Source organism: Guptibacillus hwajinpoensis (genome assembly GCF_005144865.1).
GTDB lineage: Bacteria > Bacillota > Bacilli > Bacillales > Guptibacillaceae > Guptibacillus > Guptibacillus hwajinpoensis_A.
The window spans coordinates 24,611-44,940 of sequence record NZ_SWFM01000001.1; the positions used below are offsets into that span (position 1 = coordinate 24,611).

16 protein-coding genes are annotated in these 20,330 nt (G+C 38.0%); 14 read left to right on the forward strand and 2 right to left on the reverse strand.

Annotated elements, in window-relative coordinates:
• Positions 1 to 153 precede the first annotated feature (153 nt).
• From FBF83_RS00130 to FBF83_RS00140, 3 genes are all read left to right on the forward strand, one after another.
• Positions 154 to 744 carry a kinase gene (locus FBF83_RS00130; protein WP_136945134.1) on the forward strand — a complete coding sequence of 197 codons (591 nt, stop codon included), beginning with the start codon at positions 154 to 156 and terminating at the stop codon, positions 742 to 744.
• 137 nt (positions 745 to 881) lie between these two features.
• On the forward strand, positions 882 to 1,649 hold the full coding sequence (locus FBF83_RS00135; RefSeq protein WP_205665292.1) for a DUF2268 domain-containing putative Zn-dependent protease: 768 nt from the start codon (positions 882 to 884) through the stop codon (positions 1,647 to 1,649).
• Positions 1,650 to 2,066: 417 nt separating this feature from the next.
• A complete protein-coding gene (locus FBF83_RS00140) occupies positions 2,067 to 3,647 on the forward strand; it encodes a long-chain-fatty-acid--CoA ligase (RefSeq protein WP_136945136.1) in 1,581 nt (526 codons plus the stop codon).
• 149 nt (positions 3,648 to 3,796) lie between these two features.
• On the opposite strand, the gene FBF83_RS00145 is transcribed toward FBF83_RS00140, so the two are convergent.
• On the reverse strand, positions 3,797 to 4,414 hold the full coding sequence (locus tag FBF83_RS00145) for an acetate uptake transporter (RefSeq protein WP_420875100.1): 618 nt from the start codon (positions 4,412 to 4,414) through the stop codon (positions 3,797 to 3,799).
• Positions 4,415 to 4,792: 378 nt separating this feature from the next.
• On the opposite strand from FBF83_RS00145, the gene FBF83_RS00150 reads away from it, so the two are divergent.
• Positions 4,793 to 5,860: a branched-chain amino acid aminotransferase gene (locus FBF83_RS00150; RefSeq protein ID WP_136945138.1), complete on the forward strand. Its 1,068-nt coding sequence runs from the start codon at positions 4,793 to 4,795 to the stop codon at positions 5,858 to 5,860.
• A 90-nt stretch (positions 5,861 to 5,950) separates the two neighbouring features.
• On the opposite strand, the gene FBF83_RS00155 is transcribed toward FBF83_RS00150, so the two are convergent.
• Entirely contained in the window at positions 5,951 to 6,694 is a 744-nt protein-coding gene (locus FBF83_RS00155) for an Ltp family lipoprotein (protein ID WP_136945139.1), read from the reverse strand.
• Positions 6,695 to 7,805: 1,111 nt separating this feature from the next.
• On the opposite strand from FBF83_RS00155, the gene FBF83_RS00160 reads away from it, so the two are divergent.
• The 10 genes from FBF83_RS00160 (at position 7,806) to FBF83_RS00205 (ending at position 20,280) form a co-directional block, all read left to right on the forward strand.
• Positions 7,806 to 8,507, forward strand: a complete 702-nt coding sequence (locus FBF83_RS00160) for a MerR family transcriptional regulator (protein WP_169525114.1) — start codon at positions 7,806 to 7,808, stop codon at positions 8,505 to 8,507.
• Between the two features lie 32 nt (positions 8,508 to 8,539).
• On the forward strand, positions 8,540 to 9,043 hold the full coding sequence (locus FBF83_RS00165; protein ID WP_136945141.1) for a hypothetical protein: 504 nt from the start codon (positions 8,540 to 8,542) through the stop codon (positions 9,041 to 9,043).
• A gap of 565 nt (positions 9,044 to 9,608) precedes the next feature.
• Entirely contained in the window at positions 9,609 to 10,136 is a 528-nt protein-coding gene (locus tag FBF83_RS00170) for a DUF6241 domain-containing protein (protein WP_136945142.1), read from the forward strand.
• Positions 10,137 to 10,257: 121 nt separating this feature from the next.
• Positions 10,258 to 12,318: a thioredoxin domain-containing protein gene (locus FBF83_RS00175; protein WP_136945143.1), complete on the forward strand. Its 2,061-nt coding sequence runs from the start codon at positions 10,258 to 10,260 to the stop codon at positions 12,316 to 12,318.
• 61 nt (positions 12,319 to 12,379) lie between these two features.
• The gene (locus tag FBF83_RS00180) at positions 12,380 to 13,105 is read left to right on the forward strand and encodes a DNA polymerase beta superfamily protein (RefSeq protein ID WP_136945144.1); all 726 of its coding nucleotides are present in this window, start codon (positions 12,380 to 12,382) and stop codon (positions 13,103 to 13,105) included.
• Positions 13,106 to 13,189: 84 nt separating this feature from the next.
• Positions 13,190 to 15,487: a DEAD/DEAH box helicase gene (locus tag FBF83_RS00185; protein ID WP_136945145.1), complete on the forward strand. Its 2,298-nt coding sequence runs from the start codon at positions 13,190 to 13,192 to the stop codon at positions 15,485 to 15,487.
• Entirely contained in the window at positions 15,471 to 16,712 is a 1,242-nt protein-coding gene (locus tag FBF83_RS00190; RefSeq protein ID WP_136945146.1) for a ribonuclease H-like domain-containing protein, read from the forward strand. Before FBF83_RS00185 ends, FBF83_RS00190 begins: the two co-directional genes overlap by 17 nt.
• A gap of 15 nt (positions 16,713 to 16,727) precedes the next feature.
• Positions 16,728 to 18,632 (forward strand): DUF294 nucleotidyltransferase-like domain-containing protein, encoded by a 1,905-nt coding sequence (locus FBF83_RS00195; protein ID WP_136945147.1) that lies wholly within the window; start codon positions 16,728 to 16,730, stop codon positions 18,630 to 18,632.
• Positions 18,633 to 18,634: 2 nt separating this feature from the next.
• Positions 18,635 to 19,357, forward strand: coding sequence for a PolC-type DNA polymerase III (locus tag FBF83_RS00200; RefSeq protein ID WP_136945148.1), 723 nt, complete (start codon positions 18,635 to 18,637; stop codon positions 19,355 to 19,357).
• 422 nt (positions 19,358 to 19,779) lie between these two features.
• A complete protein-coding gene (locus FBF83_RS00205) occupies positions 19,780 to 20,280 on the forward strand; it encodes a CotD family spore coat protein (protein WP_136945149.1) in 501 nt (166 codons plus the stop codon).
• Positions 20,281 to 20,330: the final 50 nt, after the last annotated feature.

The window sequence follows — 20,330 nt, forward strand, 5'->3', positions numbered from 1 at the left end:
TATAAAATAGGAGCACATATGATAGATAAATTAGAATTAAAAAACCTTTTATTAGAGTTAGAACTTCAATTGTTGGATAAACGATCGCTGGCAGTTGTTCTTCCATCAAGAGACGTTAACTGAATTCTAATATACACATCCGGAGGTGAATCCTTGAAATATAATTGGGTTTTCAATCATCTTTTAAAGAATAGAAAGTCAGCTCATCCATGTATTATTGGAATAGATGGTCTAAGTCGATCCGGTAAAACTACATTTGTTCGTCATTTTGAAAATGAGTTGAATCAGCAGAGTGTACGCTACATAACGTTCCATATAGATGACCATATTGTAGAACGTCGTAGGCGTTATAACACAGGTAATGAAGAATGGGTTGAGTATTATTATTTACAATGGGATATCGAATGGCTTAAGAATAATTTCTTTAAAAAGATGAAGAAACAGACTAGATTACAGCTACCTTATTATAATCAACTAGATGATGTACAGGTACTACAATCTGTAGATATTGGAGAAGTAGAGTTCATTATTGTGGAAGGTGTCTTTTTGCAGCGTGAGGAATGGAGACCTGCTTTTGATACCGTATTGTTTTTGGATTGTAATAAGGAAAGAAGATTTGCTAGAGAAAATGAAAGAACGAGAAAAGAAATTGAGAAATTTCAGAATCGATACTGGAAAGCAGAAGAACATTATATTCGCAAAGTTAACCCTCTCGATCAGGCAGATTTAATTGTTCAATCATAGTTACAAATAGTTTGTTTACATAATTAAATTATTGTTATCTCAAAACAGATTGCACGGTGTATTAATAAAAAAGTGTAAAAGGAGAGATTTCAATCGAAAAAAATAGTTTTATTAGATTAGTCCCTCGAATGAAACATATGGAGCAATATCTTAATAATATTAATAGAAATCAAGATGATAACCGAACAGAATTGTTTTGTAATGTATTTGAGGTTTCGAGCGAACGTCTCAAATTCTTGTTATTTCTAGGAATGATTGATCCAAAGTATGACGATGACGTATTGAATATTAAATTACATAAGATGAAGCAACTGATGTTTGAATCATATATACAAACAGAACTTGAGAGATTGGAGAATAAATACCAATCTAATAAAATTATAACCTTTGAGTTATTCATATTAGATGATCATGATAAGTTTGTGATGGACAAGCTTGGAGGGGTTTCAGCTACAACCGAATGGAGTGGGGAAATGTGTTTTATTGTTGATACAATTGAGCAAGTAAAGCCTGTATTGAAATCAGTTATTGCTCATGAATTCCATCATCACTTGCGAATTCAACGATTAAATATAACAGAAGAAAATGAAACGTTGCTTGATCGAATGGTTATGGAAGGGATGGCTGAGCATTTTGTAAAAGTGGAGCTTGGTGAGGGTTACCTTGGACCTTATAAAGATGCATTATCTGCAGAAGAGATCGAGTACTGGAATAGTAAAGTTAAGAGTCATTTATTTGATAAAGGAACCACCACAGATGCATTTATGTTCGGATGCCAAGAACAGAAGATCCCTTTTTGGTGTGGGTATGCACTTGGATACTTTTTAGTAGCACGATATATTGCAACTCACCCTGGTCTATCTATTAAAACTTTGACAGCGTTACCTTCTAGTGAGTTTATTTAACGTTGAAACTGCTGACCTTTGTGTAATTATCTAAAGTTTTAAAATTGGGAGGGGAAACCGATTGGTCGCTGTTCTGTTAGTAGTAATAGGAGTTATCATCTTTATATCATTGAAGTATTACTCGATCAGTCTGAGAAAACTCAATTATACAATGAGTGAACGTTCAAGCATGTTTGGTAGGGATACAACTACTATTGTTTGCGATAACTGCGGCGAAGTTATGAAAAGGCAAAAGGGTTATCAGGAATGTGTGAATTGTCACCATATTTTATGAATTATTTAATCCCATAAGTTTAATAGTTAGAGAAAAGCATGAAATCTGTCGTAAAATCTGTAATACTTATAAACTATTGATGTAGTACAGAATGGTGTTTACAATTAAAATGTAAGCGATTTCAAATATAGGGAGCTGATGTAATGCATGTACCATTGTTATTGACGGACTTTCTTGATCGAGCGGTAGAATTGTATGGTGAAAAGGTTGCTATAATTGGAGACGATCGTATTTTAACTTACAGACAACTTAATGGACGTGTGAATCAACTTTCAAGAGGATTGCAATCACTTGGAGTAGAAAAGGGGGATAAGGTTGCATATTTAGCGCCAAACACAGCGGAAATGCTTGAAGGATTCTATGGTGTTTTTCAAGTAGGTGGTATTATGACACCTTTAAACACACGGCTAAAGGCAACTGATTACCATTTTATTTTGGAACATAGTGAAAGTAAGGTATTACTTGTTGATCAAGAGCTCTATCCTTTGGTAGCAGAGGTTATCCCAAAGTTAGAACAATTACAACATGTGATTATTCATGGAAGTGGAGACGATACATATCTCTCTTATGAATCATGGCTTTCCTCCTTTTCAGATGCACCATTTATACGTATTGAGTTAGAAGAAACTGATATCTCCTCATTGTTGTATACAAGTGGTACGACTGGAAATCCAAAAGGTGTTCTGCTTAGTCACCGATCGAACTATTTACATGCGTTATCAGCGATGCACCATTTACGTGTAAATGATCAGGATACACTCCTTCATGTTCTTCCTATGTTTCATGTTAACGGATGGGGATCACCATTCTATTATACAGCGAATGGCGCTACACAGGTAATGCTACGACAAACGGACCCGCATCTTATTCTAGAGAAGATTAGAAAACATAACGTATCCGTTTTACATATGGCACCGACTGTTTTAAATATGGTACTTGAAGCCTTCGAGAAAGAAAAACCGGACATTAAACAAGATGTCCGTGTTGTCATTGCGGGTTCTGCACCACCTGCAGCTTTCGTGAAAAAGGTTGAAGAGAATATAGGATGGAAATTTATTCAAGTGTATGGAATGACGGAAATTTCACCATTAATTACAACCTCTGAGTTAAGATCTATGGATCTTCAAGTTTCACCTGAAGAAACCTATCGTCTTAAAGCAAAAGCTGGTTATGCCATGATTGGTAGTAAAGTGAAAGTGGTTGATGAACTGGGGAGTGAAGTACCAAAAGACGCTAAAACGATAGGAGAGATCATCACACGTACAAATGGCGTAATGGAAGGGTATTATAAAAATCCAGAAGCCACGAATGCAGCGATTCGGAACGGTTGGCTTCATACCGGTGATATGGCGGTTGTTGATCAAAGTGGAAATATTGAAATCGTCGACCGTAAGAAAGATGTGATTATCAGTGGAGGCGAAAATATCTCTTCAATTGAAGTAGAAGGTATTCTTTATGAACATCCTTCTGTTCTTGAAGCAGCCGTCGTTTCGATTCCGCATGAAAAATGGGGAGAAGTACCACATGCTGTTGTGGTCTTAAGGGAGGATGAAGTGGCAACTGAAGATGAAATAATAACTTATTGTCGAGAAAAACTAGCTCATTTCAAGGCTCCTAAAAGTATTTCGTTTAGTGAAGAACTTCCCAAAACGGCGTCAGGTAAGATTCAAAAGGTTGTGATTCGAAAATCGTTTTGGAAAGACCAAAACCGGTTGGTTAACTAGCAAGAAAGATGACAATTAGTTGATTCAAAAAATCAATACAGTGGATTCTGAATAGAACGTACTAGATAGGTTCTATTATTAGACTGAAAAGAGATCGAAATAAGGATCGGTCACAAACGTGATCGATCCTTATTTCTGTTTATTTAAGCTTATTTGAAAACCCCAAAAGGTTTTCCGACTGGTAACGTTACTTTGCCGAAATGAGTGTTCAGTACACTAGCCGCTGAGCCATAGAAGCTCAAGATAGCAATACAGAACTCTGCTATAGCAGCTACAAGATGCATTCCTTCAGGAAGAATGCCAAGGGTTGAGAATGTAAGACCGATAAATAAGAAATCAATAAAAACGAAAATAAAGAATAGTACTTTATGTGTTTCCATGGCACCGATAGTCATAAATAGACTGAAAATCAGATATCCAATATAAGCTATTCCAAGCTGCTTCGGATCAACAGTATTTGCTGCCGCTTCGCCAAAAACACCAAATTGAATTAACCAAGATGTTCCGACACCTAACCAGAAAAGGCCGAATGCAGCGAAAGCAGTTGTTCCAAACGTGTTATTGTGTTTCGAATCTAGAAAGCTAGCAATCAACTGTGCAATCCCGCCAAGAAAAATTGCCCATGGTAGAACGAAAGATACGCCTTCTGTCCAGCCCAATTTAGCGGAAGAGGCTACGAGTGTTACCATCGCAAGTCCGAATAGTCCAAGAGCAGATGGGTCAGCAGTTGCCATTTGTACTCGTTGAGTAGTTTGTGTTTGATTCATGATGATACCTCCTAATAAACATACTTGACTAATTTACATAAAAAAAAGGATCAATGCAATAGCGAATAAAACAAGAGGAATCTTTTCACGAGATAAGAATATATCATCGCCCTTGCAAAGCCTCAACGGTAATCGCTTACACTATTAAGTAAAAAAAATAAATAAAATTTTATCATTTCTTCACTGAAGAAACTGTGAGAACTGAAAAAATGTAAAATAACAAGGAATAGGAAGAAATCACTGAATTTTTTTATCATTCTTTACAATAAAGCTTTAACTCGCTAGAGAAAGGTCGTACAATAGACTGTAATCTAGCTACCTTCACATGGGAGGAGCCATTTTAATTAATCACTTTTATTAAAGTTAGGAGTCCTTGCTATGAGTACTGATTTAGAAATCGTAAAAAGCACTAACCTTAAAGCGAAGCCTGTGAAAGATCAGATACCTTTTGGAAAAACATTTACGGACCATATGTTTGTAATGGACTATGAAACTGGAAAAGGGTGGTACGAACCACGGATTATTCCATATGAACCAATTACTTTAGATCCTGCTGCAATGATTTTTCATTATGGACAAACGGTGTTTGAAGGTTTGAAAGCGTACCGTGCAAATGATCAGATTCTGTTGTTTAGGCCTGAGAAGAATCTAGCACGATTGAATCTCTCTAGCGAACGTTTGAGCATTCCACCAATTGATGAAGAGCGTGTCATTGGTTACTTAAAAGAGTTAATTCATCTAGAGCAGGACTGGGTTCCTTCTACACCAGGAACGTCACTTTATGTTCGCCCATATATCATTGCAACGGAACCTAACTTGTCCGTAGCACCTTCGAATACTTATAAGTTAATGATAATTCTTTCGCCTGTTGGATCTTACTTCACTGGTGGTCTCACGCCTGTCAAAATCAGTGTGGAGGATAAGTTCACAAGAGCTGTTAAAGGCGGAACAGGCATGGCTAAGACAGCAGGTAATTACTCTTCTGCTTATCAAGCGCAAGCAAAAGCATATAAAGATGGGAATGCGGATGTCCTATGGCTTGATGGAGTCGAGAAGCGATACATCGAGGAAGTAGGTAGTATGAACATCTTCTTTAAAATCAATGGAGAAGTGGTTACACCAGAACTAAACGGAAGTATCCTTCATGGGATTACGAGAATGTCCGTTATTGAATTGCTGAAGAAATGGGAAATTCCTGTTACGGAAAGAAAAATATCCATTGAGGAGCTATATGAACTCTCTGAAAAGGGTCAGCTTGAAGAAGCATTCGGTACAGGAACAGCTGCAGTGATCTCACCTGTAGGAGAACTGAACTGGGCAGGTAAGAATATGGTTATTAATAACCATGAAATTGGCGAACTGTCACAGAAACTATATGATACGATTACAGGTATTCAAACAGGCAAGTTAGAAGATAGCCAAAATTGGACTATCACTATAAAATAACAACCTTGGATACTTAACCAAAAGCAGAGAAGCCATCTCATGTAGTGAAATGGCTTCTCTTTAAGGTTTATCTTTGTTTCTAACATTCATTTAGAATCCCATTTGGTTTGCTGCCTGAGTAGCTTGTTCTTGGGTGAAGCCTTCAAAGACTAATTGATCAATCAATCCGCTCTTAGAGAACGAACTATAATCGAGATAGTCTTTCGCTTTTTGAACGGCTTGTTCGTTCCAATCGACAGTGATGTTATTGACGGCAAATGTCGCATCTTCGTTACTGTAGCCTTCAAACTCTAGTTGCTCAATAAGTCCCGTCTTACTGAATGCAGTATAATCCAGGTAACTCTTAGCTTGCGAGATTGCGTTTTCCTGCGAAACTGTCAAGCTAGGTTTCTCTGCTGCTTTCTTAGCATCTTCTTCGGCTTTCTTTTTCGCTTTCTCTTCTTCTTCTTTCTTAGCCTCTGCTTCAGCGTCCTTCTTGGCTTTCTCCTCAGCTTCCTTCTTAGCCTTTTCTTCTTCTTCCTTAGCTTTTTCTTCAGCAGCTTTAGCAGCTTCGGCTTCTTCTTCTGCTTTCTTCTTTTCTTCAGCAGCTTTCTTTTCTTCTTCTGCTTTCTTAGCTTCTTCTTCCTCTAGCTTCTTTGCTTCCTCTTCTTCTTTAGCCTTTTCCTCTTCAGCAGTCACTTTCTTCTCTTCAGCGTCTACTTCTTTGGCTGGCTCTGTTGAGGTGGTATCTGTATTACAAGCAACCAAAAGGTTAACGCTAAATAATAATACAATGACTAAACCAAGAATATTGAAACCTTTACGCTCTCTTTTACCAAAATGTAAGAACGACATTGTTAAACATCTCCATTCACCCTATTTTTTTATAGTACATTCGACGCAGTTTAAAATTATTCCTTTTTATGGAACAAAAAATAACCGTAACGAAAGTGTTACGGTTGAGAATTGATAAATTATAAACTCACAGATTAATGTGAGTCATGTTTTTATTGCTGATAATCTAGGCTACTTTTCCATTAGCCAAATAATATAAATGGTTAAGAGAAGAAGTGATGTAATCATAATTAGTGAAAGCATAAAATTCTCGTAGCAAAAATTAATTGCCTTTTGTAAATTTTAAAGATGCGCTACTTAACGTCAATATCTTCATATACAATAGCATTAATTTGCGTTATTAGGTGCTTGCTTCTATTAACTCTTCTTTATATAAGTCGATGATGTCTGGAAGTTACCCATAGGTAGAAAACACCATTATCCTTATTTAACTTTACATACTCTTTATCATGTGGAGATTGAGTATCAAAAAGGCGACCTGTCTTCCAATTAGCAAATGAGCTGTAGTCATGCTTATTAAGAAGTTTATTAACGCTATTTAAATTTGATTCGTTATAAGAAAGCCTAGAGGGCATACTTATTTTACCACCCTATAAACCTAGCAAATAAAATGAACAAAGCGGCGAACTGGGATGAACTAAAAAAGCGCTCACTTTCTTCCATACTCCTGCATGAAATTTTGTGTTCGTTTCAAACGATGGAACCATTGCTTATCGTGGGAATGGACTCATTGGGACTAGAACGCTAACTAGAATGTAAAGCGGCCATTTTTTTCTCTTAACCTGCTCTACAGGTGTGATCAAACTACCCATTTCGTCCCTCATTTCATTTTAAATCAATATTATCATAATCTTCTGAATTAATAGCGCTCTCATAAGAGGGAACTCAAATATAGAATTTGTCGATTTTAATCTTAAAATGAAATAATTCACATTGAAAAGCAACATTATCAAATATAAAAGGTGCATAAACTTACACCAAACGGGTTTATGAAGAAGAACATAGCTTTATTTGCAAGTCTCTGACTGTTTTTAAGAACCTTTGTCATCACGGAGGGAGATTGATAGATCAGCATGGAATACATCTATAAAATCAACGGGGAGGAATGAAAATGAGTACAAATACAATGATGATTTCCAGGGTGGCTTCCATGTTGAATGTGTCCCGTCATACGCTAAAATTATGGGAGGAACAATTTGCCCCATTTCTAACAATACCTCGTGATGAGAATAACGCTCGAACGTATACAATAGGGGATATTGAAGTCCTTCAATTGATTAAAAATATGAAAGAAAGTCGTGCTGGGGACGATGTTATAACAAATACATTAGAACTTCGCACAAAAGAACCGTTGAAAGTTGAAGTAAAAGAATCCCCAGGGGTTATTACAGATCATGAAAATATTAACTTATCATTATCCAAAATAGTTTCTTTCGTAGAATCTGAAGAAGTGAAACAACTTCTAAAGATGGATGAAACTGTTAAACGTTTGGAAAAAGATATTGTGCATCAGGTTCACGAAATCGTGCATGAGGAAATTGCCACTGCATCAGATGCTCATGCGACCATTAATCAAATGGAGTTAAGCTCGATCGGGAAAAAGCTTGATAACCTCGCAGATGTTTCGGTTGATGAGAGGGAATTCTACCAATATGAAGTTACGAAAGAGAGAAAGCTTTCTGAAGAGAGAATGTCTGCAAGAGAAGAAAGGTTAATGGCCGTTGTTCAGGACCGTTTTCGTGATGAAAGCAGATCACATGATACGAAGTGGGGGGTAACAAAAATTAAGAATATCTTTGGATTTGCCAAATAACGGATTTTATAGATAGATAGGGAGAAATCCGAATGGGGGAAGATGAAATGGATCAAGTCAAAATGATGTTTTCCATCCTCAGTCTCCTCGTCGCTGCTACATTCGCTGCTCTCTATATTTATATTTTCTCACTTCATACAGAAATGAATGGTATGAAGGTAGAAGGTACAGATGAAGTTGTTTCTGCTGCTTCTTTTCCTGCGGAATATAAACGTGTTGACGAATTTATCGCAGATTTTCATGCTTTTTATAACCGAACAACAGGATATGGCATGATTGATCGAGAGCTAGATATGGAGGTTCAACAAGCCCATGCAGATGCTGCTATCACATACATCGAGGTTTTTCTAAAGAATGGTGTAGCTCACGATGACCTCAAAAGAGATTTAGAATCTATTAAAGATCTCTCAAGTCATGAACTAACAAGAGGTGAGGTTCGATCACTCCACAGGTATTATCATGATTTGGATAAATCATTGAATCATTATGATCATGAGGATACATTTGGTGTAACAGAAACGTTTGGAGATCAATAAAGTGAGTAATAGAGAATTTATCTCTTCAGCATAAAAGCGATATCTTTTAATAGAAAAGATATCGCTTTTATATGTCTTCTAAAAAGCCTAGAAAAAAGCCACCATTTAGGTGACTTTCAAATGATTACTCGTCGTAAAAATCGTGATCTGTGTCAGATACGACACCTCTCTTACAAGATAAGCAGTCATTGAAACAACGATTAAAGTTGAATGGAAATAGTCTTTGACACACGTTTGAACAGAAGCGAGAACAGCTTGGAGCAGTTTCGCCCCTGGATGCTCCTTGAGTTCGGTTGTTGTTATTCAGATATGTTCTTGGTGAACTTGCGCTACGTCGATTTCCCATAAAGAACACCTCCTTTTACTAGTAAGCTATGCTAGATTCGATGGACATGCTTATGCTTTCGCCTTATTTGAGCTAATATTCAGAACAAATATCCGTATAATCATTGACTTCTTCTGAATTTTCTAGCAAACTATGTAAAAGTAGGTATAATTACCCTGTTTAATTATCCTGACAAAGTTATTGTCCAAGTAGAAAAATACAAGGAGCTGAAAGCAAGATATGCCTTCAACAAGAACATTAATCATTACTATATCATCCATCGTGGTAATCGTTCTTGGCGTTACATACTGGTTTATTTCTGATTTAGATTCAAGTATTGGAAATGAGAAAGTGTCCAGCGAATCCTCTAGTGATAAGTCAGAACCAATTGATCCAGATCGGTACATAGATGATGGTGAACCATTAATTTCTGAAGATGGAATACCATCAGAAAATAAATTTCAAGAATACATACATGGCATGACACATCAGAAGGTTGTAGCTAAACAAAAATGGGTAATTCATCCAATTACTGATGAGAGAATAGATAGTATGCTTGCCGTACTAGAGAAAATAGAGGGAACACCGGATGAATACGAGCATTTTGCTTTTTATCTTGAAACGTTGAACGAATGGGATAAAGAAAATTTTCAAAACGCGGTCGAAGTTCATAATCACATATGGCGTTTAAATGGAGGTACAATTGGTAAGGCAAAGCGATTAATGACGAATGAAGAAGAACAGAAATATATCGATAAGCATCATTAATAAGCGGTGAATCCACCGCTTATTTTTTGCGGATTTTAGTTCAAACTGAATTTATGAATAAGTGGATTCTTTTGTTAAACTGTAGCTAGATATACTTAACTAAATGGTGGAGGGTGAAGCAATGGACGATCGTAATAAGAAGAACGATTATGAAAATAAGCTGATTCATGAGAAATCTCCTTATCTCCTGCAACATGCACATAATCCAGTTGACTGGTATCCATGGGGAGAGGAAGCCTTTGAAAAGGCGAAGCGAGAGAATAAGCCTGTCCTCGTATCGATTGGATACTCCACATGTCATTGGTGTCATGTGATGGAGAGAGAAAGTTTTGAGGATGAAGAAACAGCACAATTACTTAATGATCGGTTTGTATCTATTAAAGTTGACCGAGAAGAGCGTCCTGATATTGATTCGATTTATATGAAAGTATGTCAGGGATTAACTGGGCAGGGCGGCTGGCCGTTGAACGTATTTTTAACCCCAGATCAGAAGCCGTTTTATGCTGGAACTTATTTTCCGAAAGAGGGCAGATACAATCTACCCGGGTTTAAAGATGCAATTATGCAGTTGTATCAGCAGTATCGGGATAACCCTGAACGCATTACAGGAATCGGAGATAAAATTACAGCTTCTCTTCAAGAACGGATGAATGCAGCAGGTGGAGAATTGAAGGAGGAAGCGCTTCATAAAGCTTTCCAACAAATGCAGAACTCTTTCGATACGATTTACGGAGGCTTTGGTCAGTCTCCTAAGTTTCCTTCTCCACACATGCTCATGTTTTTGCTCCGTTATTATCGGAAATATGAGAACGAGTTGGCCTTAACGATGGTTACAAGAACGCTTGACGCCATGGCAAACGGGGGAATCTATGATCACATTGGTTATGGATTTTCGAGGTATGCTGTCGATCAGGAGTGGCTTGTTCCACATTTCGAGAAAATGTTATATGACAATGCGATGCTTGTTTTAACTTATACAGAAGCCTATCAGGTTACAAAAAATGAGCGGTTTAAGAAAATTGCATGTGATGTACTTAATTACGTTGAACGAGATATGAAAGGAGCTGAAGGGGGGTTCTACTCTGCTGAAGATGCCGATTCTGAAGGTGTAGAAGGCAAGTTCTATGTGTGGTCAGAACAGGAAGTTCTCGATATTCTTGGTGATGAATTGGGCGCCCTTTATAATCGAACGTTTGATATTTCGTCTAAAGGTAATTTTGAAGGTAAAAATATACCTAACTTAATTCATACAAACATTTCAAAAATGAAAGAGTCGTTTGATGGCACTGAAGAAGATTTTGAAGATAAGCTTGAAGAAGCACGGAGAAAATTATTTGATGTGAGAGAAGAACGAATTCATCCGCATAAAGATGATAAAATTCTAACAAGCTGGAATATGCTAATGATTGCGGCATTCGCTAAAGCTGGCAAAGTTTTTAATCTCCCTTCCTATCTGACAACAGCTCAACAATCCTACGAATTCATAGAGGAAAATCTTGTTGTTGACGGCAGGTTAATGGCACGCTTTAGAGAAGGGGAAGTCAAATTCAAAGCGTATCATGATGACTATTCATATGGTTTATGGGCCTTAAATGAACTTTATGAAGCAACATACGAGCCGAAATTTCTTTTGAAAGCTAAAAAGCTTGCAGATGAGATGCATCATTTATTTTGGGATGAGACAAGTGGTGGATTCTACTTGTACGGCCATGATGCAGATGAATTGATTGCGCGCCCAAAAGATGTGCACGATGGTGCACTCCCATCGGGTAACAGTGTTGCAGCCCTTCAGCTTCTTCGTTTATCAAAGATGACAGGTGAAATGAAGTACGATGAATGGACGAATCAGATGTTTACGGCTTTTTCTGGGGATGTTACTTCCTATTCAAGTGGACATGCCTACTTTCTAATGAGTAAACTGTTTACTGTGTCTTCACCAAAAGAGGTGGTTATCGTTGGGGAGCCTGACGATGAAAACAGAGTGAAAATGGAGAGGTTTTTACAACAATCGTTTTTACCAGAGCTTACAAGTATTGGTACAAAAGATCCTGAGTTACTAAAGGAAGCTGCGCCATTTGCTTCTGAATTTAAGAAATCAGGACAAACTTCGATTTATGTTTGTGAGAACTTTAGCTGTTCACTACCTGCAACAAATGTTGAGCAACTAATCAAGGAATTATAAATAGGTCAGAAGCTATCAGGGATACCTCTGATAGCTTTTTCTTAACTAAGGAGGTAGTGAGATGATTGACTTAAATGCACAAATTAAAGCTATTGAAATGAAAAGAAATATCAAAGTGTTATATGCGTGTGATAATGGAAGCAGAGCATTTGGATATGAAACGGATGAAAGTGATTATGATATTCGTTTCATATATAGCCATCCTTCTGACTGGTATCTGTCTATTTATACGAAAAGTGATGTTTTGGAAGTGAAGACTAAGAATATTGAAATGCACGGTTGGGATATTCGAAAAGCGCTTCAACTACTAACGAAATCAAATCCATCTCTCCACGAGTGGCTTGCTTCTCCAGTTGTTTATAGGTGTGGCAAGGAAGTAGAGATAGTAAGAGAACTTGCAAAGCGCTATTTCTCGTCAAAGACGCTCACATTTCATTATGTTAAGATGGGGCACACCAATTTGAAAACATATGAACAGCAAAAGAAACAGAAGCTACTTCTCTATTCTTTGAAATCAGTATTGTACGGAGAATGGATTTATGCGTATAACGAAATGCCATCTCTGTCTTTTCAAGATTTAGTGAATGAATTTCAGATGAATACAGTCATACATAATGAATGTTTAGCGTTACTTGCTAGAAAGACTCTGGGAAACCCAGCTCTGCTTATATCTTACATTCAATTTAAGTTAGACGATTTAAAGGAAAAAAGTCAAAAACTAGGGAGTCCTCTTTCTGTTGATTATGAAGAAGTAGATCGGGTATTTCGGTACATACTTTCACAATAGTGGAAAGGCATTCTAAATCAAAACGGTATCCATTCGAACGCGTATTCGCTACAATAGAAGTAGACAATTTTTTGAGGTGATCGGATGGAAAGAAAGAAGAAACTCCCTCAGCTACTGGACATGTTTCAGCACGAGGAAAAGTATAAATCGAATATCGTCACATGGAAGACAATTGAACCGAAAGAAGCAAAAACCGCACCATTCCCTAAAGGTGTGGCACCTGTTTTACGAGAGGCTCTATTAAACAGAGGAATTAATGAATTGTATACACATCAAGCAACTGCTTACGAAGAGGCAACTGAAGGGAATAGTTTTGTAGCTGTGACACCAACTGCTTCTGGCAAAACGTTATGCTACAACCTCCCTGTCCTTGATACGATTTTGAAAGATCCGTCAAGCAGAGCTCTGTACTTGTTTCCAACGAAAGCGCTCGCTCAGGATCAGAAAAGTGAAATCAATGAGCTTATTGATGAAATGGAAGTAGATTTAAAAGGGTACACATATGACGGAGATACATCCCCAACAATTAGGCAAATCGTACGTAAAGCTGGGCACATTGTCATGACAAACCCGGATATGCTTCATTCTGCCATTCTCCCCCACCATACAAAGTGGGTTTCCCTTTTTGAAAATTTAAAAGTGATCGTTATCGATGAGCTTCATACGTACCGAGGAGTATTTGGAAGTCATGTAGCAAATGTGATAAGAAGGTTAAAACGAATTTGTAGCTTTTACGGAAGCAATCCAATTTTCATTTGTACATCAGCCACAATTGCAAACCCTAAGGAACTTGCAGAAGAGCTTACTGGCGAAGAGATTACGCTCATTAATAATAATGGTGCACCTACAGGTCGGAAGCATTTTGTATTATACAATCCACCTGTTGTTAATCAAGCTCTTAATATCAGGCGATCAGCAACGCTAGAAGCAAGGAATATTGCTGTTGAACTATTAAGGAACAATATTCAGACCATCGTATTTGCAAGAAGTAGGGTACGTGTTGAAATTCTGTTAAAGTATTTGCAGCAACTAGAACAGCGGGAGCTAGGTCCAAGGTCCATTATGGGATACCGTGGTGGATATCTCCCTAAACAGAGAAGAGAGATTGAACAGGGGCTTCGTAATGGGAAGATAAAAGGTGTTGTTAGTACAAATGCACTTGAACTAGGCGTAGATATAGGTCAGCTTCAAGCATGTGTTCTGACAGGCTATCCAGGTACAATTGCGAGCACCTGGCAGCAAGCTGGACGAGCAGGTCGTAGGCAGGATGAATCGGTAGTCTTTGTTGTTGCGAGTTCAAGTCCATTAGATCAATATATGATTACTCATCCAGACTACTTTTTTGAACGCAATCCAGAAGAAGCTCGCGTGAATCCGAATAATTTAATTATTCTAGTCGATCACGTAAAATGTGCGGCATATGAATTACCATTTAAACAGGGTGATACATTTGGCGGTGAAGATGTAGAAGATGTGCTTGAGTTTTTAACAGAAGAGCAATTGCTCCATCATCGAGCAGACAGATGGTTTTGGATGAATGATGCTTTTCCAGCACATAACGTTAGCCTTCGTTCTGCATCACAAGAAAATGTGGTTATTATAGATCAAACGACAGCAGCAAATGTGAAAGTTATTGGGGAAATGGACAGGTTTAGTGCTATGACTTTACTACATGAGGAAGCTATTTATCTTCATCAAGGTGTGCAATATCAGGTTGAATTGCTTGATTATGAGGAAAAGAAAGCCTGGGTGCGTGAAGTTGATGTGGACTACTACACTGACGCTAATCTTGCCGTCCAGCTTAAGGTTCTTGAGGAAGATCAGCATGATCAACTTCCACATACTACAGCTACTTACGGGGAAGTGATGGTCAACGCAATGGCCACGATCTTTAAGAAGATAAAATTCGAAACACATGAGAATATCGGCTCAGGACCTATCCATTTACCAGAAGAAGAATTGCATACAAACGCCTGCTGGTTTGAATTTCCGGAAAGCTTTGTTCAAACGATGGGGGAAAATCGATTAGAAGAAGGGTTGTTAGGTCTTGGTAACGTGCTACGTAATGTTGCACCACTCTTTGTAATGTGTGATGTATCTGATCTTCACGTAACACCTCAAATCAAAGCCATACACTCTAATAAACCTACCATTTTCTTCTATGATAGATATCCTGGTGGAATTGGTCTTTCTGAACGTGTCTATCAAGAACTAGGACTCATTCTGAAAGAAGCTGAATCAATTGTAGTTGGTTGTGAATGTGAAAGTGGTTGTCCGTCGTGCGTAGGTGTTTCAGGAGAAACAGGAGAGAATAGCAAAGAAACTGCCCGCTACTTACTTGAATACTTAAGAGGAGAGCATTCTGATGTCACGGAAGGGTAAATTAAATCGAATGAAAAAGCATATGAACCTTGGTGAAGGAGAAGAGGCGCCACACATAGTGGACCAGCCTGTTCATTCTGTTCCACATCTTCAAAAATGGCGTGATCTTGATGCAAGTCCTTTTTTCTTGGATGGCGAGTATGCATTCGTTCGAACCAAACAATATCCTAAAACATATCAACACGGACGGTATGTATTTCAAGAACTTGAAGATGTTGTCGAGCGCTGGAATAGCTTTCATCGAAGCCATCCACTTTCGTCTAAGCATCTCAACCCATCAGATTTACTGTTTTTCGATACCGAAACAACTGGTCTAGGTGGAGGAGTTGGTAATACGATTTTCTTACTGGGATATAGCCAGTATACCGAAAAAGGTATCTCAGTAAATCAATATTTCCTCCCAAGTCCAGGGGCAGAAGTTCCTATGTACCAGGCATTTCTGGAAGATGTTAAAGAATTGAAGAATTTAGTAACGTATAATGGCAAAGCTTTTGATTGGCCACAGGTGAAAACTAGGCACACGCTCATTCGTGAACAGGTTCCTAAATTACCACAATTTGGTCATTTTGATCTTCTGCACGGCGCGCGTCGTTTCTGGAAAAATGAGATGGAATCTGTTAGACTCGCGAACGTAGAAGAACAGCAGCTAGGTTTTACACGGAATGAAGATATACCCGGTTATCTAGCTCCAATGCTTTATTTCGAATTCGTGAAAGATCCAGATCCAGAATTGATTGCTGGTGTACTCAAGCATAACGAAGAGGATATTTTGTCTTTAATTACGCTATATATTCGAATGTCTAACCTCCTTCTTGATCATGAAGGGAAGTCCTTATCAGCAGCTGAACAATTCCAGTCAGCTCGTTGGTGGGAAGCCGTTGGAGAAGAAGACCATGCAGCACAGTTATATAAGCAAACAACGGGTCGTCATGAACGGGAAGCGAGGAAAGCTCTTGCACGTATATATAAAAAACAGGGAAGCCTAGATAAAGCGATTCTTATCTGGGAGGATCTTTCCGAATCAACGAATGATGAGGAGAGCGATATTGAGCTTGCCAAGTACTTTGAACATAAAGAGAGAGATTATGAGAAAGCTCTTTATTATGCATTATCGGGTTATCAAAAATGGAAAAACAAAAAACGTATCCTTAAAGATAAAGAAGAATCGGAACGACTACAATATATGAAACGAATCGAGAGAATTGAACAAAAAGAATCTCGTTAACGGTAGGAGGTTGTCATGCAGGATTTCTATGATGTATTAAAGAAAAAGGAACCATTTCATTCGCTTAGTGATGCTGAAATTGAACAGTTAATGGTATCTGCTCATTTCTCCACCTACCAAAAAGGCGAATTTCTTTACCACGAAGATGAAGATACGAATACGCTCTTTCTACTTGTATCAGGAATAGCAAAAAACATTGTTCATAAAGCAAACGGTCAGCAGACGACGATGCGGTTTTATTACCCTGGTGATCTAGTTGGCTTGATGATTATGTTAACAGATGAATCAATGACTTTTTCTGTACAAGCAAATGAAGACTGTCAGGTTATACGCATTAAAAAAGAAGTTATGCTTAAAATCATGACCGAAAATCCTGCGTTTTCACATAATGTACTTGATACAATCGGTGAACGAATGAGAAGTCTTTATGATGAGATTAAGCAAGAGCGGGACAGGGAAGCAGATGGAGAAAATATCGCACTTTATCGGACTCGTGTAAGCTCCATTATGGATTCTATGGTAACGATTCCGCCGACATATACAGTACTTGAAGCAGCTGAGCTATTTCGAACGAACAATTACGATGGTGTAATTGTAAGTGAAGATCGTGAAAGTGTACTAGGAACAGTTACCCCACTTGAGATTATAAGTGCACTAACAAGAGGACAGTTCCAAGATCCTATACACAAATGGATGTATCAAAAACCAAACTTAGTTGAAGAAGATGCGTTCAGCTATGAAGCGCTTGCGTATTTGAAATATCATAAAGTCTCACTTTTACCAGTTGTAAAGCGTGATCGACTTGTTGGAATGGTTTCAGCAAAATCATTTCTTGGTATTCAGGAATCAGCTTATTTAGATCTTTCTTATAGATTATCTAGGGCAAAAGAATTAGACGAAATTATGAATTTATCTCCACCCATCCATCAAGAGTTTCGATCATTTATACAGGAATTGCTTGAAGCGAATACGCTTGGATACGAAATATGCGAAATGATGTCTAACTATAACGATGAAATGCATCGACGAGTAATCTTACTTGCAGAAAAACAAATGATGCAGGAAGGTTATGGGCGTGCTCCAGTAAACTTTTGCTTTATCGTAATGGGGAGTGAAGGTAGAAAAGAACAAGCTTTTAGTACGGATCAAGATAATGGATTAATTATTGATGACTATGAACATCTTGAACATAAAGCAGAAATCGAAACTTATTTCAGCGTTTTTTCTGAAAAGATAAATACCATGCTGACAACTTGTGGATTGCCTGAATGTGATGGTGGCATAATGGCGAAGAACCCTAAATGGCGACGGTCGTTATCCAATTGGCAAAAGGAAGTGAACCGATGGATCACTGAAACGGATGCTGAAGAAATACGTAATTTCACAATATTTATGGATTTCAGACCAGTCTATGGTGATTTTGATCTGTCACGAACATTAAGAAGCCGAATAACTGAGCGCATTAGAAGAGCTCAAACACTTCAGATGTTGTTGATGAAAGATACCGTTCGCTTCCGCGTACCTCTAAATCCTTTAGGGAAAATCCAACTCCGAGGAAAAGAAAAAACGCTTGATTTGAAAAAAGCCGCTATCATGCAAATTGTAAATGGTATTCGTATCTTTGCGATGAAATATGGAGTAGAGGAAGTTAATACCATTAAAAGACTGCATGAATTGAAGAGAAAAGAGATATTCCATCACCGCGATGTCATTAATATCGAAACAGCTCTTCATTATCTTTACACGTTTCGTGTTAGGCAAAACCTTTACCAGTTGAATAATGGAATAGAAATTTCGAATTTAGTTCGGCCGATCGAATGGGAAAAGGAAGAAAGAAGAAAAATGAGGGAAGCTTTACTCGTTGCTAAGCGAATGCAGCAAGTAAGTGAATTGAGCTTCCGCAGGAATCGGAGTATTTAACAATGTCTTCGATTGGGTTTAAGTTATTACGCTATTATATATATGACAGAATTAGATGGAAGAAACGGATTAGAAGTAACCAATCCACGCCGGCTTTCGCAAATTTAACAAATTCATTACAGTCTTATCAAGAATCAAGTAGTCGTTACTTTACGGTGTTTGATCTTGAGACAACAGGCTTTTATCCGGCACTTGGAGATGAAGTGATCTCGATTGGTGCTGTTAAAATTGATCTTATTGAAGGATGTATTTTAGAGGAATCGTTCTATCGAATAGTAAGACCGATTCATAAAGTACCTCGCTTCGTAAGGCAGCTAACTGGTCTTTCAATTGGAGAAATTAAGGCAGGATGGACATTTATCGAAGCGTTAGATGATTTTATAACGTTTAGTAGAGGAACAACATTAATTGCCCATCCTGTTAAATTTGATGTTTATTTCCTGCAAACACTCGCTCAAAAGTGGGATTTACCTGATTACTTGCCACCTTATCTTGATTCTGAGGCACTGGCAAAAGAAATATTTCCGAATAGCAATCCGCAACTCGATTCCTTGATTCGGAAATTAAACATTGAACGCCATGAGAGACACCATGCCTTAAATGATGCTCGGATGACCGCGGAACTGTGCCTTAAGCTCTTTGACAAACTAGACTTAAAGGATAATTATGAACAGGAAATAAGAGAGCGAATAGCCCGAGATAACCTCGTTTTTGGTAGGAAATAGATTGTTTATCCGTAATTATTCCCCGGGTAAGCGCATAATGAACAATTATTCGACGATTTATGTGTGTTAACTTGTTGAAACGCCGTTTACAATTGTCGTCTCTTGTTGTAACTTTGAATAGTATATTGAAGTTTCTGTTAGTTTTAATCAAAAAGTGATTAAGTTTTAATGTAATGGAGAGATGGAAATTGAAACAAATTATTATGGTCATGTTTTTTATGGTTATTGCATTAACAGTGGTTGTTATGAGTCAAATTAGTGAGTCAGCTCAGACTTACAGTGATTCTGAAGTTGTCCTCCAAAAATAGGCTCCCTTTTACGTTAGGCAATTGTAAAATGAGGACGAATACACAGTACATGTACTATGCGTGCTACATAGGCTAGTAGGGAATTCACCAAATTAATAAGGGGGAACCTACACTATGTTTCATCATCGTCACCGCATGGGACCTAATGCGAATATGCCAAATCAGGTAAGTCCAGCAATGCAGGGTCCAAATGCAAATATGCCTATGCAGGTAAGTCCAGCAATGAAAGGTGGCATGCCAGGGCAAGTTAGTCCTGCTATGCCAGGGCCAGGGCCAGGAGGTCCATGCCCAACAAGTCCAGTTGTATATCCAACAAAGTGTTGTGTAAAGAATCATTATTACAAACACAATGTAGATCATATTCATCCTACTCATATTAAGAATGTCCATCACCACATGTATGAGCACAATCACAGTTATCCATTAACTGAATCGAATGAAGTATTAGCATCACATACGAACAATTACCCACCACCGCGTCCAACTGGAGCTATGCCCGCTGGGTATGGACCTACAAATCCTTCCCAAGTAGCAGGTGCTATGCAAGGACAGTATGGCAGCGGAATGCCAGGTCCAGGTCCAGGTCAGGTTAGTCCAGCACAAAAACGAAGATAGTAAAGGTATAATGAAACGAACTGGATTTCCAGTTCGTTTTTACATAGGAG